Annotated in this window: 20 protein-coding genes; 13 read left to right on the top strand and 7 right to left on the bottom strand. The window is 68.4% G+C overall.

From position 1 onward, the window contains the following. Positions 1-319: 319 nt before the first annotated feature. The 3 genes from OG494_RS06300 (at position 320) to OG494_RS06290 (ending at position 3,358) form a co-directional block, all read left to right on the top strand. Positions 320-2,077 (top strand): DUF1996 domain-containing protein, encoded by a 1,758-nt coding sequence (locus tag OG494_RS06300; RefSeq protein ID WP_328452853.1) that lies wholly within the window; start codon positions 320-322, stop codon positions 2,075-2,077. Between the two features lie 98 nt (positions 2,078-2,175). After that, complete coding sequence (locus OG494_RS06295; protein ID WP_328452852.1) at positions 2,176-2,835, top strand: DUF4142 domain-containing protein; 660 nt, start codon at positions 2,176-2,178, stop codon at positions 2,833-2,835. Between the two features lie 262 nt (positions 2,836-3,097). Then, on the top strand, positions 3,098-3,358 hold the full coding sequence (locus OG494_RS06290; protein ID WP_328452850.1) for an outer membrane protein assembly factor BamB family protein: 261 nt from the start codon (positions 3,098-3,100) through the stop codon (positions 3,356-3,358). A gap of 562 nt (positions 3,359-3,920) precedes the next feature. Here OG494_RS06290 and OG494_RS06285 read toward each other — a convergent pair. Both OG494_RS06285 and OG494_RS06280 read right to left on the bottom strand, forming a co-directional pair. Next, a complete protein-coding gene (locus OG494_RS06285) occupies positions 3,921-4,220 on the bottom strand; it encodes a hypothetical protein (RefSeq protein ID WP_328452848.1) in 300 nt (99 codons plus the stop codon). A gap of 74 nt (positions 4,221-4,294) precedes the next feature. Beyond that, positions 4,295-4,549, bottom strand: a complete 255-nt coding sequence (locus tag OG494_RS06280) for a hypothetical protein (RefSeq protein ID WP_328452846.1) — start codon at positions 4,547-4,549, stop codon at positions 4,295-4,297. A 285-nt stretch (positions 4,550-4,834) separates the two neighbouring features. On the opposite strand from OG494_RS06280, the gene OG494_RS06275 reads away from it, so the two are divergent. Beyond that, entirely contained in the window at positions 4,835-5,248 is a 414-nt protein-coding gene (locus tag OG494_RS06275) for a MerR family transcriptional regulator (RefSeq protein ID WP_328452844.1), read from the top strand. A 9-nt stretch (positions 5,249-5,257) separates the two neighbouring features. Here OG494_RS06275 and OG494_RS06270 read toward each other — a convergent pair whose 3' ends face one another. Further along, positions 5,258-6,835, bottom strand: a complete 1,578-nt coding sequence (locus OG494_RS06270; RefSeq protein WP_328452842.1) for a peptide chain release factor 3 — start codon at positions 6,833-6,835, stop codon at positions 5,258-5,260. A gap of 335 nt (positions 6,836-7,170) precedes the next feature. Between OG494_RS06270 and OG494_RS06265 the strand changes: the two genes are divergently transcribed. The 5 genes from OG494_RS06265 (at position 7,171) to OG494_RS06245 (ending at position 13,787) form a co-directional block, all read left to right on the top strand. Then, positions 7,171-8,658: a SulP family inorganic anion transporter gene (locus OG494_RS06265; RefSeq protein ID WP_328452840.1), complete on the top strand. Its 1,488-nt coding sequence runs from the start codon at positions 7,171-7,173 to the stop codon at positions 8,656-8,658. 837 nt (positions 8,659-9,495) lie between these two features. After that, entirely contained in the window at positions 9,496-10,965 is a 1,470-nt protein-coding gene (locus OG494_RS06260; RefSeq protein ID WP_328452838.1) for an alpha/beta hydrolase, read from the top strand. Positions 10,966-11,041: 76 nt separating this feature from the next. Then, the gene (locus OG494_RS06255; RefSeq protein ID WP_328452836.1) at positions 11,042-12,208 is read left to right on the top strand and encodes a sensor histidine kinase; all 1,167 of its coding nucleotides are present in this window, start codon (positions 11,042-11,044) and stop codon (positions 12,206-12,208) included. Beyond that, entirely contained in the window at positions 12,205-12,858 is a 654-nt protein-coding gene (locus OG494_RS06250) for a response regulator transcription factor (RefSeq protein WP_328452834.1), read from the top strand. Before OG494_RS06255 ends, OG494_RS06250 begins: the two co-directional genes overlap by 4 nt. A gap of 155 nt (positions 12,859-13,013) precedes the next feature. Then, entirely contained in the window at positions 13,014-13,787 is a 774-nt protein-coding gene (locus OG494_RS06245) for a hypothetical protein (RefSeq protein ID WP_328452832.1), read from the top strand. Positions 13,788-13,800: 13 nt separating this feature from the next. Here the strand turns inward: OG494_RS06245 and OG494_RS06240 are convergent, their stop codons facing one another. Further along, positions 13,801-14,025, bottom strand: a complete 225-nt coding sequence (locus OG494_RS06240; protein WP_328452830.1) for a hypothetical protein — start codon at positions 14,023-14,025, stop codon at positions 13,801-13,803. 156 nt (positions 14,026-14,181) lie between these two features. Between OG494_RS06240 and OG494_RS06235 the strand changes: the two genes are divergently transcribed. Together OG494_RS06235 and OG494_RS06230 are read left to right on the top strand one after the other, a co-directional pair. Next, positions 14,182-14,790: an RNA polymerase sigma factor gene (locus OG494_RS06235; protein ID WP_328452828.1), complete on the top strand. Its 609-nt coding sequence runs from the start codon at positions 14,182-14,184 to the stop codon at positions 14,788-14,790. After that, positions 14,783-15,955: a CU044_5270 family protein gene (locus OG494_RS06230; protein ID WP_328452826.1), complete on the top strand. Its 1,173-nt coding sequence runs from the start codon at positions 14,783-14,785 to the stop codon at positions 15,953-15,955. Before OG494_RS06235 ends, OG494_RS06230 begins: the two co-directional genes overlap by 8 nt. A gap of 632 nt (positions 15,956-16,587) precedes the next feature. Here OG494_RS06230 and OG494_RS06225 read toward each other — a convergent pair. The 3 genes from OG494_RS06225 to xrtP all read right to left on the bottom strand — a co-directional run bounded on the left by OG494_RS06225 (position 16,588) and on the right by xrtP (position 19,499). Further along, on the bottom strand, positions 16,588-16,905 hold the full coding sequence (locus tag OG494_RS06225; protein ID WP_328452824.1) for a hypothetical protein: 318 nt from the start codon (positions 16,903-16,905) through the stop codon (positions 16,588-16,590). Positions 16,906-17,547: 642 nt separating this feature from the next. After that, a complete protein-coding gene (locus OG494_RS06220; RefSeq protein WP_328452822.1) occupies positions 17,548-18,933 on the bottom strand; it encodes a glycosyltransferase in 1,386 nt (461 codons plus the stop codon). After that, positions 18,933-19,499: an exosortase P gene (gene xrtP, locus OG494_RS06215; protein WP_328452820.1), complete on the bottom strand. Its 567-nt coding sequence runs from the start codon at positions 19,497-19,499 to the stop codon at positions 18,933-18,935. The genes OG494_RS06220 and xrtP overlap by 1 nt, the downstream gene beginning before the upstream one ends. Before the next feature lie 615 nt (positions 19,500-20,114). Here xrtP and OG494_RS06210 point away from each other — a divergent pair. Both OG494_RS06210 and OG494_RS06205 read left to right on the top strand, forming a co-directional pair. After that, on the top strand, positions 20,115-20,888 hold the full coding sequence (locus OG494_RS06210) for a choice-of-anchor P family protein (RefSeq protein ID WP_328452818.1): 774 nt from the start codon (positions 20,115-20,117) through the stop codon (positions 20,886-20,888). 38 nt (positions 20,889-20,926) lie between these two features. Continuing rightward, entirely contained in the window at positions 20,927-21,106 is a 180-nt protein-coding gene (locus tag OG494_RS06205; RefSeq protein ID WP_328452816.1) for a peptidase, read from the top strand. The last annotated feature ends 69 nt before the right edge of the window (positions 21,107-21,175 follow it).

Below are 21,175 nucleotides of genomic sequence, written 5' to 3'. Positions count from 1 at the left end.
CTGCAGACTTCACGCTCCACCGGGATACACGGACGCCGGTTCACCAAGGTTCACCACATTTCCGAAGTATTTCGCACACCTTCCGAACCCTGGACAACCCGAAGCGGACAAGCGACGATTGCCGCCACAACCACCACGGAGATCATCCATTCCCCCGAGGAACAAACCTCTCCGTCGTGGTTAGCGCTAACAGGTATTGCGCTGCTTCCACTGATGTCGGGTCAGTGAGCGCCCCGTCCCCGCTACTCCCCAGGCAGTACGGCACATCTGCGGCGGCACCCCCTGCCCTTTGCCGTCGCCCCGAACAACGGAGTCACCCATGCCCGGAAACACCGGAAGGCACCGCATCTCCCGACGCACCAAGATCGCGACCGGCGCCCTCGCGCTCGCCATCGCAGCCGGCGGCATCGTGGTGGCGACCACGTTCGGCGAACCCGGCAAGGCCGGCGCCGACGAAGCCGACCCCGCCCTCTACATCGACATCCTCAAGGTCGCCCCGAACAACTCCGAGCCCGCGAACTCCCGCGGCGCGTCCACCGGAACCTTCACCGTCGACTGCGGCCGCAACGAGAACGGCCACTTCAACCCCGACAACTTCGTCGCCCAGCCCGGCATCCGCAACGGCGCCCAGCACCTGCACGACTACGTCGGCAACCTCTCCTCCAACGCGGACTCGAACAACAAGAGCCTCGACGCCGCCGGCACCACATGCAAGAACGGCGACAAGTCCGCCTACTTCTGGCCGGTGGTACGCATCGACACCGCAGACGAAGAGAAGAACCCGCCGGCCCAATCCCCCGACGGCGACCGCGACCAAGCGTCCCAGGCCGCCACCACCCCGGTGATCACCTGCCCGGACGTCGCCAGCAAGCTTCCCGACGTCCCCGACTCCGCGATGGCCGAGATCAACCGCAATCTCGACCTGCTCGACACCCAGGTCGACGAAGCCAACCAACGCCTCGCCAGCACCCAAGGCCAGGGCGGCCCGAACTTCGTCCAGAACGCCATCCTCGGCCCGCTCAAGGACAAACGCGCCGCCACCATCGACCGCATGGCCATCGCCATCGGCCGCACCGCCGCCAAACCCCAGGGCCTCGACGCACTCGCGCCCTGCACGCTCAAAGAGCAGGCCGGCACTGGAGGGAACAGCGCGAGCAACGGCGGTGGCGCGCCCGGCGGCGCGGTGGCTCAGCAGATCACCTGCCCGGACGTCGCGAGCAAGCTCCCCGCCGTCCCGGCCTCGGCCAAGGCCGAAGTGGACCGCAACCTGAAACTGCTGAACTCCCAGCTCCAGGAAGCGAACAACCGGCTCGCCACCAGCCAAGGCCAGGGCGGCCCCAACTTCGTCCAGAACGCCATCCTCGGCCCGCTCAAGGACAAACGCGCCGCCACCATCGACCGCATGGCCATCGCCATCGGCCGCACCGCCGCCAAACCCCAGGGCCTCGACGCCCTCGCCCCCTGCACCCTCGGGCAGCAAACCGGCACCGGCGGAGACGCCAAGCCCTTGCCCGGCGCGGACGAGAACAACGAACTGCCGGACAACGACGGCGAGATCCAGCGCCCGGCGAAGGTCGGCATCACCTTCCGCGGCAGCCCGGCCGGCCAGGTCACCGCGATGCCGAAGTTCCTGCGCGCACTCACGGGCGACGCGAAGCCGTCGGTCAACGGAACGAAGAACACCCGGGCGGCGTGGACCTGCACCGGCTTCGAGAACCGGCTGACCGACAAGTACCCGATCTGTCCCGACGGCAGCAAGGTCGAGCGGATCCACACCTTCCCGAGCTGCTGGGACGGCAAGAACACCGACAGCGCGAACCACCGCACGCACATCGTCTTCCCGGACAAGGGTGGCCGGTGCGCACAGGGCTTCACAGCGGTGCCGCAGCTGCGGATCACCCTCGTCTACGACATCCCGCACGACATCCAGGTCAAGAAACAGTACAAAGTGGACTCATTCCCCCAGGAAGACCACAACCCGCTGTCCGACCACGACGACTTCGCCAATGTCATGTCCCAACGCCTCATGAACCAGGTCGTCAACTGCATCAACCGCAACAAGACCTGCAACGCCTGACCCACACCGGACCGGGCGCCCGCCGTCACTCCCGTCCCCACGGCGGGCGCCCTCCCCGAACGACCGTCCGAAAGGGAATCATGTCGAGTCACCGTGGCATGAAAAGCAGCACGAAAGCCCGCGCAATCATCGTCGGCGTGGTCGCCGCCACCGCACTCGGGGTGGGCTCCGTCGCGATCGCGACCGGCGGTACCGACCAGGCGGGCCAGGCTCCGGCCGGCGCGCACGCCGGCGCCGCCCCGGAAGCAGCGCCGCCCAGTGGGAACAGCGGACCGCTCACCGACGTGGACAAGACTTTCCTGGTGAAGGTCCGGCAAGCCGGGCTGTGGGAGATCCCCGCCGGCCGGCTCGCACAGACCCACGCCAGCAGCGAGGCTGTCAAGCGAGCGGGCATGCACCTGCTCGACGGTCACTCGCTCCTGGACCAGCTCGTCCGCGAAGACTCGGCCATCACCGGTGTGCAGCTCCCCGACCAGGCCACCGCCGAGCAACAGGGCTGGGACCGCCAACTGACGGAGGCGCAGGGACTGCAGTTCGACGAGCTCTTCGTCGGCCTGCTCCGGTCGTCCCACGGCAAGATCTTCGCCACCATCGCCGAAGTTCGCGCGAGCACCCAGAACGACCTCGTCCGGCGCCTGGCCCGCCAGGCCAGCCTGACCGTCATGGACCACATGGAAGTCCTCGAGGACACCGGCCTGGTCACACAGCAGACCCTTGACGAAGTCGGAGCAGCCGTTGCGCCCCGTCCCGCGAAGTAGGCCCGCAAGAGCGACCGGGCACTCGCAGAAGGCTGAATCGCGTAGTTCGGTGGCCAACCGGCTCGTTCCCGTCGTAGCCCTGCTCGCCGTGGCACTGGCCGCCTGCGCACCACAGCCGGCCCCGCGCCCGCGTCCGCCACACCGGTCGTGGTGCCGCAACAGCCGCCGGGCACCGAGACATGGGCGCCGTGGCCCTCGGCCCTGCATGACGCCCGCCACTCCGGATCATCCACCACGGACGGTCCCGCGAAGGAACAGTGCGGTGGAGGGCAAACTGGAGGATGCCGTGACTCCGGGGCCGGTCGTCGGTGCCGACGGCACGCTATCCGTGACGTCCAACGGCGGCGTGCTGCACGCATTGAATCCGTCCGACGGCAGCGACCGCTGGACCTACGACTCAGGCGGCTCCTCAGGCGGCAATCTGTCGACCTCACCTCTCGTACTCCGGGATGGCACGGTGTTGCTGCCGTCGCAGGAGCGGCTCATCGCCTGTCACCGTTCGGGAAGCCCCTGTGGTCGATAGCTCTCCCCGGACGGGTGACCTCACCGGTCAGCACGGACGGCCGGCGCGTGTACGTGGGCGACTCCGCAAGCACCGTCGCCTCTGTCGACGTCGACGCCGGCCTCCAGGCCACGACACGATGGCCGGGCACCGGGGCCTGGGTCAGGTCACGTGTTCTCGACGCTGACCTCGCCGTTGCCGCACTGACTCCCGCTATTCGCCACGCCGCATCGACCGGGACAACGGGTACTGATCCCGGACACGCGTCGCCGGCCATCGCGCTCGTCATGCCACCGGCCACCGACGCGGAGCCGCCGTCGGCGAATCGCTCACGTTTCACCACCGCACTGCTGATGTACGCCCTGGCGCGTTCCTGCCTCAGCGGCTCAGCCCATCGGTACGTACGAGCCGTTCCTGGTGTCGATGTTCGTGATCGGGTCCTCGGCGAGTATGAGGACGATCGGGCTCGGTTACGCCCGGCGTCGCGGGCACCACTCACCAGATCATCTCTGAATCACCGATGGCCCGTCCTCCGACTCCTCCAGACGGGCCGATAAACCCCACGGCAGCCTCAAGTGACCGGCTACCCTTTACGGCCTGCTCGAGGTGCCGTGCGGCGCGACTCCGCCGCGCGCAAGCGGTGCTCACGCAAGCAATCCCTGTTCCGCTGCCAGATCTCGACCATGCGGTCAAGGGTCACCAAGTCCGAGTCAAGCACCAGTTCGCCGCTCTCGTAAGCGTGCTGCCGACGGGCCTGATAACGGATCAACGGGTCAGGATCGGTGAGCGCCTCCTGCAGTGTCACAGGCGGACGCCTCGTCTCGGCAGAACTCTGCGACTTGTTCTGAGCGGGTGAGGTTAGAGCAGCGGTGAGCGTCAGCACGCAGAGGATTGTCACCTTTGACCCCGGCCACGATCGAGAACCCCTCGACGCGCCCGAGAACCCGCCGGAGGCAGCTACCCGTCATGCTGGTCGCGGCGTCGGCCGGTGGCCAGTACCGCCCAGACGATCTTGCCTCCGGACCAGCGCGAGCTGCTCCCCCACACCCGCGCCGCGTCCGCCACGATCCGCAGACCAAGCGCCGGCGAATTGCTTCCGGCTCGTCCCATCAGCACCGCGGGCCGTGGACTGTCGTCGGCGACGGCGACCGTCAGCATCGCCGGACGCAGTTCGAGAAGGATCTCCGGAATGGACGTGGTGTGCAGGGCCAAGGCACCGCCGCTACGCCGACGACGCGGGGCAGGTGTGCCTGGCCGGGCACGGCGACGGACCGCGGCGCGATGGCGCCGGAGGACACCGTCGGGTTCCCCTTTAACGTGTGAAGTGATGGGTTCCCCATGCGGAACGCGGCGCCGGGCAGAGCGCTGCGGCGGGGACCAGAACGGACCATTGCCGATTCAGACACTACCTTCACGTGAGGGTAGGATTGCTGTGACGCCGGTCTCCGGGCGGCGAGGTGCGTTACCGTTGACCCGCGGCGGACGAAAGGACCCAGCGTGGGCGAGCAGATGCAGATCGGCGAGGTGGCCGAGCGTACTGAGCTGTCGCTGCGCACGATCCGCTACTACGAGGAAGTCGGCCTCGTGGTGCCCAGCGCCCGCAGCCAAGGCGGGTTCCGCCTTTATACCGAACCCGACATCGACCGGCTGCTGCTGATCAAGCGGATGAAGCCGCTGGGGTTCCAGCTGGAGGAGATGCGCGACCTGCTCGCCATCCTCGACCCGGTGCCCGGCAGCCCACACATCGAGAACCCCGCGGCCCGGCTCGGGGAGTTCAGCGAGACCGCCGAAAAGGCGTGCGCGGACCTGCGGGCGAAACTGACCGTCGCCGAGGAGTTCGCGGGACTCCTGAGGTCCCACCAGGCCACGGATCGCCCGGCTACCGCCACGGCGGCGCGTTCACCGCGCTGACGCGCGCCCTCAACCTCCTTCCGCGACCAGCGTTTCCAGCTCCAGCTCGGGAAACCGGCGGATCAGCAGCCGCAGATCCATTTCCTCCGCGAAGAGCGCGAGATCCGTGCCGTCGAGACGGGTCAGGACCTCACTGCGCGCCCCGGAGTCGACGAGACCGCGCTGGACCGGATCGACCAGGCGCCGCGCAGCCCGGTAGGGCAGTTGCTCCAGCCGGATCGGCGAGGTGAACTCGTGCTCCATGCGGTGCGCGGCCACCTCGAACTGCATCGGCCCGACCGCAGCCAGGACCGGGGCGGCGTCGCCCCGCCGGTCCGACCGCAGGACCTGCACGACGCCTTCCGCACCCAGCTGCTCCACGCCTTTGCGGAACTGCTTCGCGCGGCCGAGATCGGCCGGGCGCGCGACCGCGAAGTGCGCGGGCGCGAAGCTGGGCAGGCCGGGGAAGCGCACCGGAGGTTTGCCGGCGTAGAGGGTGTCACCGACCCGCAGCGCGGTGGCGTTGACCAGGCCGACGACGTCGCCCGGATACGCGGTGTCCACTGTGGAGCGTTGCTGGCCGAACACCTGCTGGGCGTACTTCGTGGCGAACGGCCGCCGGGTGGAGGCGTTGGTGACGACCATCCCGCGCTCGAACTCCCCCGAACAGACGCGGGCGAACGCGATCTGGTCTCGGTGCGCCGGGTCCATGCCGGTCTGCACCTTGAACACGAACGCCGAGAACGGCGCGTCCAGCGCACGCGGGTGATGTCCGGTGTCCAGCCGCGGGGCGGGCCCGGGCGCGATGTCGACGAGCAGATCCAGGAGCCGGCGCACGCCGAAGTTGCGGACCGCCGCGCCGAACAGCACCGGGGTCGCCGTCGCCGCGGTGAACCGGGCGAGGTCGAACTCGCCGCCCGCGGAGAGCAGCAGGTCCGCTTCCTCGCGGGCGCGCAGCCAGTCATCGCCGAACTCGGCTTCCGCCTGGGTCGCGTCCAGCCGGAGGTCGGGCGCGCCGCCGCCGCCCGCCGCGGACTGATACCGGATGACGTTGCCCTCGGCGAGATCGAGCGCCCCGCGCAGCTGCCCGGCCTGCCCGATCGGCCAGGTCACGGGCATCGCGGTGAGCCCGATCCGGTCGGTCAACTCGTCGCACAGGGCCAGGGCGTCGCGACCGGGCCGGTCCCACTTGTTGATGAACGTGATCACGGGAATGCCCCGGTACCGGCAGACGTCGAACAGCTTCAGCGTCTGCGGCTCGAGGCCTTTGGCCGCGTCCAGGAGCATGACCGCGGAGTCCACCGCCGAGAGCACCCGGTAAGTGTCCTCGGAGAAGTCGGCGTGCCCGGGGGTGTCCAGCAGGTTGATCACGGTGTCGCCGTAGGCGAACTGCAGTGCCGCGGAGGTGATGGAGATCCCGCGGGCGCGTTCCATCTCCATCCAGTCCGAGGTCACCCCGCGCCGGCCGGCTTTGCCGTGCACCGCACCGGCTTCGGAGATCACCCTGGCGTGCACCGCCAGCGCCTCGGTGAGCGTCGATTTGCCCGCGTCCGGATGGCTGATGACGGCGAACGTCCGCCGTCGCCCTGCCTCGCCGGGAACGTCCACCGGACGAGGTCGAGCCGTAATACCTGAAGTCACCCGGCGAGTCTACTCTTACGTGAGGGTAGTGTACGGTGGCCCTATTCAGTCGCCGACGACGGTGGCGAGCACGCCGCCGGACCGCCGGGGTCACTGCCGCCCCCGAGTCCCCTTGTCGAGCCGAGGAGCATCCCCGTACACGCCGAGCAGGTGCCGTGATCCAGCCGAGCTAACCCTTCGCCGGTCGAACCGAACCTCGCCCGGGCAGGCACACGTCTGCTCGCCCTCCAGCCCTCTGCCACGTCGTCGGCGACGTGGTCACTGCCGCGCCGCGTGGCGCCCGAGCACGTCAGGTTGCCCTCTTGTCTTCTGTTCTGTCCTCTCTGCGCACGCGCCCGGCGTGGCTCTCGCCGAAGGTCGCCCGCACCGAGATCCTCGCCGGCCTGGTTGTCGCGCTCGCGCTGATCCCCGAGGCGATCTCCTTCTCGATCATCGCCGGCGTCGACCCGAGCATCGGCCTGTTCGCCTCCTTCACCATGGCCGTGGTGATCTCGGTCGTCGGCGGCCGCGCGGCGATGATCTCCGCCGCCACCGGCGCCATCGCCCTCGTCGTCGCCCCGCTCGCCCGCGAACACGGCCTCGGCTACCTCGTCGCCACCGTCATCCTCGGCGGGCTCATCCAGATCGTGCTCGGCTCCCTCGGCGTCGCGAAGCTGATGCGGTTCGTGCCCCGCAGCGTGATGGTCGGGTTCGTCAACGCGCTCGCCATCCTGATCTTCCTGGCGCAGGTGCCGGAACTGATCGACGTTCCGTGGCCGGTCTACCCGCTTTTCGCCGCCGGCCTGGGAATCATGATCCTCTTCCCGAAGCTGACGCGCGTGATCCCGGCCCCACTGGTGTCGATCGTGGCGCTCACCGCGTTGACGATCGCCGCGGGCATCTCGGTGCCCACAGTGGGCGACAAGGGCGCGCTCCCGTCGTCTTTGCCGGTTCCGGGCGTGCCGGACGTGCCGTTCACGTTCGACACCCTGAAACTGATCGCCCCTTTCGCACTGGCGTTCGCCCTCGTCGGGCTGATGGAATCGCTGATGACCGCCAAGCTGGTCGACGACATCACCGACACCCACTCGAACAAGACCCGCGAAGCGATCGGCCAGGGCATCGCCAACGTCGTCACAGGCATCTTCGGCGGCATGGGCGGCTGCGCGATGATCGGCCAGACCATGATCAACGTCCGGACCGCCGGCGCCCGCACCCGGCTCTCGACGTTTCTCGCCGGGACATTCCTGATGATCCTGTGCATCGTGTTCGGCCCGGTCGTCTCCGACATCCCCATGGCGGCGCTGGTCGCCGTGATGGTCCTGGTCGCCTTCGGCACCTTCGACCGGCACAGCGTCGCCCCCGCCACGCTCAAGCGGATGCCCGCCGGCGAGATCACGGTCATGGTGATCACCGTCGCCGTGGTCGTGGCGACCAGCAACCTCGCCATCGGCGTGGTCGTCGGCACGATCACCGCGATGGTCATCTTCACCCGCCGGGTCGCGCACCTCGTCGAGGTCTCCCCCTTGGTCGATCCCGGCGGCCGCCAGGTCGTCTACACCGTCACCGGCGAACTGTTCTTCGCCTCCAGCAACGACCTCGTCTACCAGTTCGACTACGCCAACGACCCGGACACGGTGATCATCGACCTGAGCGCGGCCCACATCTGGGACGCCTCGACCGTCGCCGCCCTCGACGCGATCACCACCAAGTACGAAGGCCGGGGCAAGACCGTGGAGATCGTCGGGCTCAACGCCGACAGTGCGCGCCGGCACGGCACGCTGTCCGGCGAGCTCGCAGGCAGCCACTGACCCCGGAGAACAGCGCGTCCAGGTGGGCGCCCAGCATCGTTCGGCGGCGTCCACGGCGAGCTGTCCGATGAGGCCACTCGTGCCGACGCCGTGGCTGAGCGCCACCACGTGCCCCGCGGCCTGTCGACGTCCACACCGACGGCGATCCGACCTCCGGCCTGGGCGCGGCGCAGCGCGTCGGCGAGCTGACGGTACGAGTCGTCGATGTGCGCGACGAACGGTTGCGCGGTCAGGTCGGGATCGGTCATCGCCGGCACGCCCGCCAGGTGGCCGTACCCTGCGGCGGGCCCATCGCCTCACCGAGGTTCCCGTGAACCGGCCCGCTCGGCCCGCTGAGCAGCGCCGGCACGTGCCCGCCGAGGCGCAAGCCAGGCGCCCGGTCCCCAATGCACCACGGCGCAGAACACAGCGGCGCAGAACGCGCCGTCGAGGTTTCGGCGAACGCTTCGAGCGAAGTCAAAGCTGCGCCGGTCCGCAGTTCTCCAGCAGCAGGACCCGCGCGGCGCTGCGCAGCTACTCATCACGGTCGCGGCCTGGAGTCCGTTCCGAAGACATCGCCGACACCAGCCCGGCGTCCTCTCCGAGCGCTTCCGAGCGGACGTCCTGTTAATCACGCCGGCATTCGCGAAGCCCGGGGCCGGCAGCTCCTATCCGAGCCGCACCCGAAACTTCCGGCCCTAGTCCTTTTGGCCGATACCCGGCCTCTTCGGAACCATTCGCGCGCTCGATGTGCACTGCATCGATGCCAAGCAGAATGAAATTCGCTCACCACCGGCCAGCGCAGGTTGACGAGCGACGGTTCCGGCGCGTTAGCGTCGGCTCAAGGAGGGGTATCGGATGAAGAAGACGTGGTCCATCGCGCTCGCGATCGGCGTCCTGGGGGCAGGGGCGCTCGCGGGGGTGCCCGCCGGAGCCAGCCAGGCCGGAACGCCGCCGGGTACGGTGCAATGGGGGCCCTGTCCGGGCGACGCTACCGCACCCGGGCTGGAGTGCTCGACGATCAAGGTCCCGCTCGACTACCGCAACCCCGGCGGCACGCAGATCGACCTGGCGATTTCGCGGCTGGCGAGCAAGAACCCGGCGCAGCGCCGCGGGGTGCTGCTGACCAACCCGGGCGGGCCCTCATCCGGGCTGAAGTTTCCGACCGAACTGGTCACCGCGAAGCTGCCGCAGAGCGTGCTGGACAGCTACGACCTGATCGGCTTCGACCCGCGAGGGATCGGGCACAGCACCCCGGTGACGTGTGATTTGACCGCGGAGCAGCAGGCGGTGGGCAACGTCCCGCCCTATGCGCGCAACGCCGCCGACGTGGCGATGCGGGCCGACCAGTCCAAGGCAATCGCTCAGCAGTGCGCCACGTCCAAGACCGCATCGATGCTGCCGTTCTTCAGCACCGCCGCCGTCGCGCGGGACATGGACCGGATCCGGGCAGCACTGGGCGAGGAGAAGACCTCCTTCGCCGGCTACTCGTGGGGCACCTATCTCGGCGCGGTGTACACCACGCTGTTTCCCGAGCGCAGCGACCGGATCCTGCTCGACAGCAACCTGCACGCGACCGGCTGGGACTTCGCGAACGACCGGCTCTTCGCCCAGGGGATGGACGACCGCTTCCCGGACTTCGCCAAGTTCGCCGCCGCCCAAGACTCGACGTACCACCTGGGTAGCACTCCCGCGCTGGTCACTGCGAAATATTTCGAGCTCGCCGCGCGGCTGGACAAAACGCCGGCCCAGGATGTCGACGGTCCGACCTTCCGGATGCTGACCTACGGTTTCCTCTTCAACGACGTGGCAATGCCGCTGGTGGCCAAGGTGTGGCAGGCGCTGGACACCGGCCGGCCGCTCCCGCAACTTCCCGGCGGTGGCGCTCCATCGGATGTGGACAACCTGATCTCAGGTCGCTACTACCTCGTGTGCAACGACTCCCAGTGGCCGCGGTCGGTCGGCACCTACCAGGCCGCCGTGGCGCTCGACCGGCTGCGTCACCCGATGTTCGGCGCCGCCGGGGCGAACGTCCAGCCCTGCGCGTTCTGGTCGAAGCCGGCCGAGCCGCCGGTGCGCGTCGGAGACCGGGGACCGTCGAACGTGCTGATGTTGCAGAACCTGCGGGATCCGGCGACCCCGCTGGCGGGTGCCCTGCAGATGCGGCGGGCGCTCGGCGACCGGGCGCGCATGGTCATCGTCGACGCGGGCGGCCATGGCGTGTACCCCTATGTCGCCAACCCGTGCGCCGATGCGGCGGCGACCGCGTTCCTGACCACGGGGCAACGGCCGGAACACGACCTCACCTGCGCGGCGAAATCCCGGTGATCACCCGGGTGCCGGGGTGCCGGAATGTCCGCGGCCCCTCATGATGATCACCCCGGCACCCGCAGGAAGGATTGCCGTGCTTCCGACCATCGCCCCACAGCCGGTCCGCGGTCTCGTGATCACCGAGGTCGTGGTCGTGGCCGGGCTGAACCTCGAACTGCTCGTGCGACGGCTGATCGTGCACGCCCCGGCCTCAGCAGGCGAGATCCTCTACTTCGCGGTGGGTCTGGCGGCAGGCGCGATCGCCCTGCTGCGGCGGCGTTTTCCCGAGCGGACGGCAACGCTGACCGCTTCGGCGATCGCGCTCTCCCTGGCCTGCAGCGGAGTGGGCTTCTTCGTGGCACTGCCGGCGGAGATCGGCGGAGATCCCGAGGTCGTGGCGTCGATGCTCCTGGTGGGAGCGGCATGCCACCAGCTGCACCGGGGGCTCGCCGCGGTACTCGCGGTGCTCGGCGGGCTGGCGATGGCGTCCGCGCCAGTACTGCGGTACGGCAGCACGTCCGCGACGCTGGCCGTGGCGGTGATGTGGGCCTTGCTGTGGGGCTGCAGCGTCATGGTCGGGCTGATCCTGCGGGACGGCGACGCCCGCCGTGACGCCGCACTGGCGGCCGCCCGCGACCGGGAGCGGCTCGAGCTGGCCAGGGAATTGCACGACTTGGTCGCCCACCACATCACCGGCGTTGTGGTGCGTACGCAGGCCGCAAGCGTGATCCTCGCCGAGGGTCCCGAGCATGACCTGATCAAGGAGATCGAGCAGGCAGGCTCGGAAGCCCTCGGCGCAGTGCGGCGGCTGGTCGTGATGCTGCGCAGCCCCGGGCACGGCTCCGCGGTCCCCGCGAGCAACCTGGTCGAGACGGTCGAAGCCGCGGGCGCTCACGGCGACGGCGTCACTGTGCGGCTCGCGCCGGGGCTGGCAGACCTGGTGGTTACGCCGGAAACCGTGTCGACCGTTCACCGCGTGGTGCTGGAGTCGCTGACCAACGTCGGCAAGCACGCCCACGACGCCCGGCACGTCGTCGTAGTGGTCGAGCCGGCGGAAAACGGCCGGTACCTGCGCGTCGAGGTGAGCAACGACGGGCTCCGCCCGGGCCGCGTGCGCCGGGCGCCGGGCGGCTACGGCCTCATCGGGATGGGCGAGCGGATCGCGGCACTGGATGGCAGGCTGACAGCCGGCGAGCACGGGGACCGCGGCTGGCGGGTCCTCGCCGAACTGCCGCTGCCGGAAGGGGGAACGTCGCGGTGACCGTGCGAATCCTACTGGCCGACGACCAGGCCATGGTGCGCACCGGGTTCCGGCTGATCCTGGAACGGGTACCCGGTCTCGAGGTGGTCGGTGAAGCCGACAACGGCCACCAGGCGGTCCAGCTGGCCCAGGAGCTGCGGCCCGACGTCACGCTCATGGACATCCGCATGCCCATCGTCGACGGACTCGATGCCACCCGGCAGCTGGCCGGCCCGGACGTCGAGCATCCACTGCGTGTCCTGGTCGTCACTACTTTCGACCTCGACGAGCTGGTCCACGAAGCCCTCTGCGCAGGCGCCTGCGGCTTCCTGCTGAAAGACGCCGGCCCCGGACTGCTGGTCGAGGCGGTGCACGCGGCCGCGAACGGCGAAGCGCTGGTCTCGCCATCGATCACCACCCGGCTGCTGGCCCACTTCACCGCGTCTCCGGCGCGCCGTAACACCCGCCGCGCCGACCCGCCCCTGAGCCAGCGGGAACTCGAAGTCACTCAGGCCATCGCCCGGGGCCGGACGAACGCCGAGATCACCGAGCAACTGACGATCTCGCTGTCGACGGTCAAAACCCACCTCGCGTCGATCCAGCGCAAGATCGCGGCGCGCAACCGCACTGAAATCGCGGTCTGGGCCTGGGAATCCGGCATGGTGCGCTGAATCGACACGCGGTACCGACGTTCTCGAACACGATCTGTCCGCCTCAAAACGCTCAACGCAGCGTGTGAGTCGGGACAAGACACTACTTCAGGTGCTTCCGGAAACGGGGGAAACTACTCAGGCTTTGGCGATCCGGCGCCGATAACCTGGGCGCTATGAGGGTTTCACGCATCGTCGTGGTACTCGGTTGCGCGGCCGTGGTCGGGTCCTTCTGGCTCGTTCCGCCGGTCGCGGCGGGGGACACCGAGACGGACCGGCAGTCGACCACGCTCGCCGCCGCGATCGGCTACCCGCGCCAGGCGGACGCCGCCGGGTTCGCCCGCGCCGCGTTGGCCACGCCGCTGGGGCGCAGCGCGAGCTTCGGCATCCTGGAGGTCACCGACCTGCCCCACGACGGCCCCCGGGATCCGATGGCCCGTCTGGTCTGGCGGATCCACCACGAGCCGCCGCCCACGGACTGGAACCTCGGCCCGGACGCTTTCGACGCCTGCTACCGCGTCGAGTTCGACTACTACGGGACGTCGTCGGGACCGTCGCGGATCACCTGCCCGGCGAACGCCGCCGCGATCACCCCGCCCCCGGTGCCGAAGCGGGGCATCCCGGCCGGGTTCGTCCCGGCGCTCGAGGCCGTCCTGGGACACCTGCCGGCCACGGCCGGCGTGGCGGAGGTCCGCGCGGCGCTGACCGCCGGGATGCCCACGCCCCCGGTGGATCCCGAGACCCACCTGGCCGGGATCCCACCGGAGGTCCTCGTCCAGGTCCGGGGAACCGACGTCGGTGTGGCCCTGTTCGCCCGGACGGGCGTCGAGACCACGGACTGCACGATGGGCCGCCGGGTCGAAGGCGTGGTGCGGGTGTGGTCGCTCAGCGCGCGGGACCAGCGGATGGAACTTCCGTGCGGCGCCGAAGCCGCTCTGGCCGCTCCCTAGCAGGCACAGCGGCTCAGTCACGCGCTGCGTCGTAGCTCGGGAGCAGCGACGACAGCGCGGCCAGCCAGAACCGGTCTGCGTGCTCATAACGGACCGGACCGTCGACCTGTCGCCGCAGCACCGCGTTCTGATGTCGGAGTACGAGCAGCTCGACGTCCTTGCCGGCGTCCCGGCGCAGCAGTATCGCCGGTACGGACAACAACGCACGAGTTGTCCGGTACAGCAACGAAATGATCATCCCGGTAGCATCTCAGCCGCCGCAGAGGAGCCGCGCACACGGGCTCCCACCAGCGGCGATGACTTCTCGAGCCCCACAGGGTGGCCCACTTCGGAGACCCGTTCGCGTGCTCCGCGTGAACGCTTCGGCCGCGCAAACCCAATACTTGCTGTGACTATGACGCGGCAATCAACTCCGGCAAGCGGTGATGATCGGCCTGACCTGCGCCGCGGTGATCTCGAGGAGTCTTTCCGGCGTCTGTTCGACGAGCACGCCGCGGTCCTACACCGCTATCTGGTCGGGAGGATCGGTGTCGACATTGCCGGTGACCTGCTCAGCGAGACGTTCCTGATCGCATTGCAGCAGCGCGACCGTTACGACGCCGAGCGAGGAAGCGCCCGGTCCTGGCTGTTCGGTATCGCGACGAACCTACTGCGCACGGAGGTCCGCAACGAGGTCGCTGCCCAACGAAGGCAGTTGCGCGTGGCCGCGCACGAGCACAGCAGGCGGGTTGTGCACGGGCATGCCGATCGGGTGGCCGAACGGATCGACGCGCAGACCCGGGTGCAGCACCTGGCCGGGGCGTTGGCGGAACTCTCGCCGAACGATCTGGACGTGCTGCTGCTGACCAGTTGGGCGGAACTGGCGCCGACCGAGATCGGCGAGGCGCTCGGTGTTCCCGCCGGCACCGTGCGCTCCCGCTTGCATCGGATCCGGCGCTTGCTGAAGGCGTCCGCGGCCTCCAGTTCCGCGCGCGATGAGGAAGGAGTACAGGCCGATGACTGAGGACAACGTCCACCGCTTGTGGACCGACGAAGAGCTGGACGAAGGGCTGATCTTGATGCGCCCCGGCGAACTCGCCAACCGGCAGCCCCTGGCCGAGGCACGAAACACACTGTTGAACGCAGTGCGCTCACTCGAAGGAAGGGACACCCTGGTGGCCGACACCAACCCAGTGACCGAGCCGACACGAAAGCCAGGGCTTCTCGCCGGACGGCGCTGGTGGCTCAGCGCGGCCGCCGCGGTAGTGGTCGTTGCCGTCGGCGCCACCGTGGCGATCACCGGCGGAGACCACGGTGACCCCTCGCCCCAGCCGACCTCGTCGGTGCCGGCGGTGAAATTCGCGTCGGTGCAGCAGGCGCTGGACAAAGCGGCCGACAAGATCCATGTCACGGGCGAGGCACCCATTCCCGCGGGGAAATTCCGGTATACCGAGACCCGCGGCTGGTACCTGGTCGCCAGCAAAGAGCGCCAGTTCGCTTTCCTCGCCGAAGAGCTGAGGCAGACCTGGCAGCCGAGCGAGTTCGACAGTGAATGGCTGCTCAAGATCGGGCAGACGGGGAACAAGCAGTGGCTGGTGGGCAACGAGCAAACCCCCACCACCGAGGGCCAGAACAAAAACGAAATCCGTCAGTCCGGTGAGTGGCGCGCGCGGGGTGGCCAGTTCCCCGAGAAAGCGTTGATCTTCGCCGGCCGGGGCGCCGGCGAATGGAGCGCACCCACCAAACAGCAGTTGGCCGACTTGCCCCGCGACCCGCAACAGCTCTACGAGCTCATGCTCAAAGATCCCTTTCTGGCGAACAAGCCCCGCGGCGGAGGTGTGCTGGCAGTCGCGGCCACTCTGCTGAAGACCGGTGTCGTACCCGCCGATCTCAAGGAAGCGGTGTACCGCGCGGTGGCCAAGATCCCCGGGCTGAAGATCACCGCGCAGGTGGCGAACCTCGACGGCCGCAAGGGCGTCGCCCTGGGTGTCACACCCCCGGACGGTACCTATCTCTACGAGATCATCGTCGATTGCGACACCGGCGAGTTCATCGGGGAACGGACGACCCAGTTCACGCCAGGAGGCGACGGGGGGATCGAAGGCATCAAAGCCGACACCGTGACCTCCTACAGTTCGGTCCACACCGCCATCACCGACCAGGCGGGGACCGTTCCGGCGGGAAACTGACCGGCCCACGAGGCCGACCAGAGTGGGCTCGGCACTCGCTCGGGGCGGGTGCCGGGCCCTGCGGGTGCCGAAGTCACGTCCATGCATGTCAAACGGCATGTCCGTACTCGTGGAGGACTCCCCCGGGTCGGTCCTGCCGGCGTATCACGAGGCGTTCGATCCGGTCGGGTTCAAGGGCCTGGGGCCGGGCTCGCAGGGGCGCCGCGGCGGCCAGCTATCGGTGGGTTCGATGCTGGTTGTAGTGCCGCTCGTACTCACGGAGCGCATGCCGGAGGTGAGTCTCGTTCCAGATCAGCGTGCGGTCCAACAGTTCGACCCGCAGCGTCTTCACCCAGCTGGGTGAAGTGCCCGGTATCGGACGACTCGCTGGAGGTGGAGGCGGAGAAGTCGTAATCCTTGATCTCGCCGTACCAGCTGCCGGTCGCCCCGTCGTCGGTCCGAGACCCGGTTCGGACGAGGCCTGCCAGGACAGGTTCTCCCCCAGCCAGGCGCTGAGCCACGCGTGGCCGTGGTTGAGGTAGTTCTCGGTGAAGACTGGTTGACGCTGACCAGGATGGTGCTGAGGAAATCCTGGTCGGCGTAGTCGGGAAATGCTTCTCTCGTGCCTACGGTTTCGTCCTGTTCTCGGGGTCCTACGGTTGCCGCACGGTGACGTCGGCCGGGGATCGCGGGTCGATTTCGTAGTGGGTGTCGTACTGGCTGCTGAAGCCGGTCACGCGGACGGTTCCGCCCACGGCGAGGCCGCTGAGGTCGATGCCGGTCTCGGTGTTGGCGAAGATCGTGAGTTCGCCGGAGCCGTCGTCGACGTAGAACTTGCGGCCGTAGGGCAAATCCGGCTCCGGGGCCTTGGTGATCGTGGCGGCCACGCGCACCAGCAGCCCTTCCGTGGCCTCGCCGACTGCGCCGGTCGTGAGCGGCTTCGGGTGGACCTTGGGTCCCCTGCCGCGCACCCAGACCGCGGCCGGGGCAGCGGGGACGAGAATGCGCAGTCCGGAGCTGTCGCGCAGCGTGCCGGTTACCCGGAACCCGATCCCCCGGCGTCAGGTCCGAGTTCACCGCAACGCTGACGTAGATCCCGGCGCCACGGTCCTGGATGGCGAAGCCCTTGTCGAAGAAGCTGGACTCGAACGCGCCCGAGGGGTCGTGACCGTGCCCTCGACCATGACCACCGTGTCCTGCACCAAAGTCCGTGCCAGGCGATGGACACCGCGTGGTGCGACACGTCTACCTGGGCGGGTGGTCCCACACCCGCGAAAGCGAGCACCAGGAGCAGCACCGTGAAAGTACGCTGCCGAGGAAAAATGGATTTGATCCTTTCCCCTCACGCTGTACCGACCTGCGAAAGCGGTGACCCCGTTCTTGTCGCCGTTTTGCCCCCGCGCACTGCCGGGCACCGGAATCTACGCGGCGGTTTGGTTCAAGCCTTTCACACGAGCAGGGCGGATATCAGCCGCCAATCGGCGGGCAGCCAACCGTGGAGACTCGCGACGGTCGAAGTATCGAAGTGACTTCGAGCGCGACGATCCCGACCCTGTTCCCGGTCTACTGCAGAGATCAGCTACTTTTCGTTAGATGCAGCCAGTCACAAGCTCTCAGGTGTCGAGTGCGGTTTTCACGCCGACGGCGGTGTCGGTGTTCCGGCGGGTTTTGGCCCAGCCGTTGCGACCACGCACCAACCGGGTCAGCGCGCGCCACGATGTGATGTAGAAGGCGTAAATGTAGAGCGCGTAGGCCATGCCCATCCCGACGCCGCGGAGAATATTCCTGCTGTGCAAGCACTTCAGCTGGTAGATCGGGCCCCACACGACAAACGGCAGCAGTCCGAACGATCCGTAGATCGCGAACAGGATCCACGCGCCGCCGGTGAACCAGGTCCACACCTGCGCCGGGTCGCCGGCGGTGCTGATCAGTAACAAGATGAACGGGATCGGGTAGAGCAGCGACCCGAGCAACTGCAGCCACGGCTGCGCGAGGTAGTACATCATCTCGGCCGCACCGAGGGTGCTGACGTGGGGTGAATCCCAGATCTGGCGCAGGTACCGCGCGCACTGCATGGTGCCCTGGCCCCAGCGGGTGCGCTGCACCAGGAACCGTCGCAGGCTGTACAAGCCTTCCTGCGCGACGAACGAGTCAGGGGTGAACCCGGTACGCCAGCCTGCGGTCAGCAGGTGGACGCCGAGCTCGAAGTCCTCCAACAGGGAACCGCGCCACGGCCGGCCACTGTCGCCCGCGATCGAGTCGAGCGCGGTGAGCCGGGTGAATTGGCCGTTGCCGCCCATCGAGATCGTGCCGGTGAAGCCGCGCGAGGTCTGGATCGCCGCGATCGCCGTGCGGAACTCGAGATCCTGCAACTGCGCCAGCTTCGATCCGAACGCGCGGGAAAACCGGTTCCGCCCGGGCGCCCGGGCATCGACGTTGCTCATCCGGACGTCGACCTGCACGGCGCCCATGGTTTCGTCACCGAAGAGGTGGGCGGCCGCGCACACCTCGAGACAGTTCCATGCCGGGCGCCCGTCCGCGTCGACGACCACGACCACGACGCTGTCGCGCGCAACGCCGGCGGCTATCGAGTCGTTGAGGGCGTCGTAAGCGGCGTTGAGCGCGTCACCTTTGCCGGTCCTGGCCTGCGGTCGATGACGTTCGACGAGGTGCAGGTACGGGTCATGGCCACCGCCGCGGCGCCGCAGCGCGCGCACGACCTGGGCCGTGGCGTCCTCGGAATCGTCGTCGACGACCCAGACGTGGGCACTGGGGAACGTGGTCCGCAGGTAGCGGACGGTATCGCCGATCACGGCCTGCTCGTCGCGGCACGGCACGAAGAAGTGCCACGTGAAGTCGGCTGGGTCTCCCACCGGCGCCGCGGTGCGCCGCAGGTACGGCACGACGATCACCACGACGTAGACGATGAACGCCACGCTCATCGTCAGGGCGAACGCTTGGGTGACCGCCAGCAACACCTTCAGCGACCCGACGCCCATCAGATATCACTCTTTCGAGTGAATCGTGCGCCACCGGAGCGTCGGGTACCGAGCCACACGAACAACACCAGCGCGACCGCGCCGCCGAAGACGCTAACCATCGAGCCGAGCAGTGTATGACCCCAGTAATAGCCCTTATTGACACCCAGCCACCGCACCAGGCCGACGATCATGAGCAACCGCAACTGATTGACGAAAAACAATGCGACAACGGAGATGACCAACGCGATCAGCACTTTCCGCTGACCGAGTGGCCGGTAGTGGATCATGACCGCGGCCACCAGAATTAGCGGCAGCAGCAGGAACAGCGACGAGCACTCGGGAGTCATCGTCAACCCCAGCGGAGCGGGGCCTGTCAACCCGAAGTACACGGTCTCCCGAGCGGCGGACACTTCGACTCCCGTCGATGTCACGCCACGAAGAATCAGGCCCGCGACCTGCACCTCGAGGACCCGGTAACCACGCTCGAGGACCACCAGCACCAGCACGGATACGACCAGCGCGCCGACCGTTGCCCCCCTGCGAAATCGGCCGCGACCTGGGATTGGGGCACTGAAGGCAGTCACAATTGACCTCCTGGCCGTTGTGGAGGAGCCGCTGCCGTGCCGGTGACGGCTACCCTCATTGGTTCGACATTCCGTCCATCGTGTTACCGGTAGCCGCTCAGCCTGGACGAAGCCCGAGCAGCCAGGTGCCGATTGCGAAGAACTGCTGCAGCACGCGTAGATCGAGGCTGTCCCCATTGGACGACAGCCGGGGATATCGCGTGGTGCACACCGGGCATCAATCGTCAGTCCACAGCGGAAGGACGCCGGCGTCGCCCGCCCGAGATCCGCTGATCACGTTACGCCGAAAGGGTTTCCGGCCTTGCCAGGCGCACGGGCAACTGCTCCACCGCCGCGGAACCGACACCCGAGACCATTCGGGCTGTCCCGCGCGCCGCCAGCCGTCTGGGGGCCGGCCCGGCTGCCGAACAGCTGCGCACACGCTTGGTAAGGAGTATGCGTCCGACTTGCGGGAAGGGATCAGAAACTCACCCGGAGGGGTGATCAAATTGCTCGTTTCGTATCTTCCGGTGGCCGACATTCGATAACCACTACGCCAAGCGACTCACTCCGGCCGGACGTGCCCAGCAGCGGGCCGCACACATTCATCGCCGAGATAGTTCGGAGGAACAATTGATGACAACGCATGTTGTTGTGCGCAGAGGTGGAATCCTCGCCGCCGTGGTCGCGTGCACAGTCCTCCTTGACGCGGGTGCCGCCATGGCGGCCGCCGGTGACGGCTCCGCGTACGGGGTCGACGTCGATGTCACCCTGGTGGGCTCCCCCGCGGTGCACGTCGGCCCGCTGGCCGCGTCGAACACCAACGGACCGACGACCAACACCCTCGCCACGGTGACAGCGCCCGGCATCCTCACCACCGGCGTCATCACCACCTCCGCCACCCGTGACACCACCACCGGCGCGGTGACCGCGAAGGCGAGCACAGCCAACGTCGGTCTGCCGCTGCTGAACATTCCGCTGGGAACCGTCAAAGCACAGGCCATCGAGGCCGACTGCACCGCGACGCAGCAAGGTGTCACCGGAAGCAGCACATTCCTCAACGCCACATTGGGCAGCCTCGGCGCGGTCGCGGCCACCCCGGCACCGAACACCACTCTCGCGGTCAACGTCGCCACGGTGCACATCGCCACGATCATCCTCAACGAGCAGATCCACAATCCCGACGGCAGCCTCACCGTCAACGCACTGCATGTGAAACTGCTCGGTGGCGTGCTCGGCTCGCTGGGCTCCGGCGACGTGATCGTGTCCTCGGTTACCTGCGGCCCCGCCGGACTGCCTGTGCCACTCGCGTCAGGCGCCGGGATGTGGATCGCGTTCGGGCTGCTCGGCGTCTTCGCCGTCCCTGTCGGTGTCGGTGTCATCCGCCGCCGCTCGGCGACATCGTTCTGACAACGCCGGCTCACCGCACCGAGTGAAGTGAGGCTCTGATGTACAAGATGCCAGGCGCGGGCGTCGGGGTGGCCGGTGGCGGTGTGGGCACCCTGGCCTACACCGGCGCCGACGTCGGGTGGTGGCTCGCCATCGGCGTGTTCCTGGTGCTCCTGGGCGCCAGCATTCTCGTCGCGTTGCACCACCGCCGCAGACGGCTCGGCCAGAGCCGGCGCTGACTCGGCCCACGCAGCGGGACAGCGGCTGCCTGCACGCCAGGCAGCCGCTGTCCGGCCCGACCACACCAC

The organism is Amycolatopsis sp. NBC_00438 (assembly GCF_036026695.1).
Taxonomy (GTDB): Bacteria; Actinomycetota; Actinomycetes; order Mycobacteriales; family Pseudonocardiaceae; genus Amycolatopsis.
The sequence above is the reverse complement of the archived record's forward strand: the minus strand, read 5'-3'. Positions and strand labels throughout refer to the sequence as shown.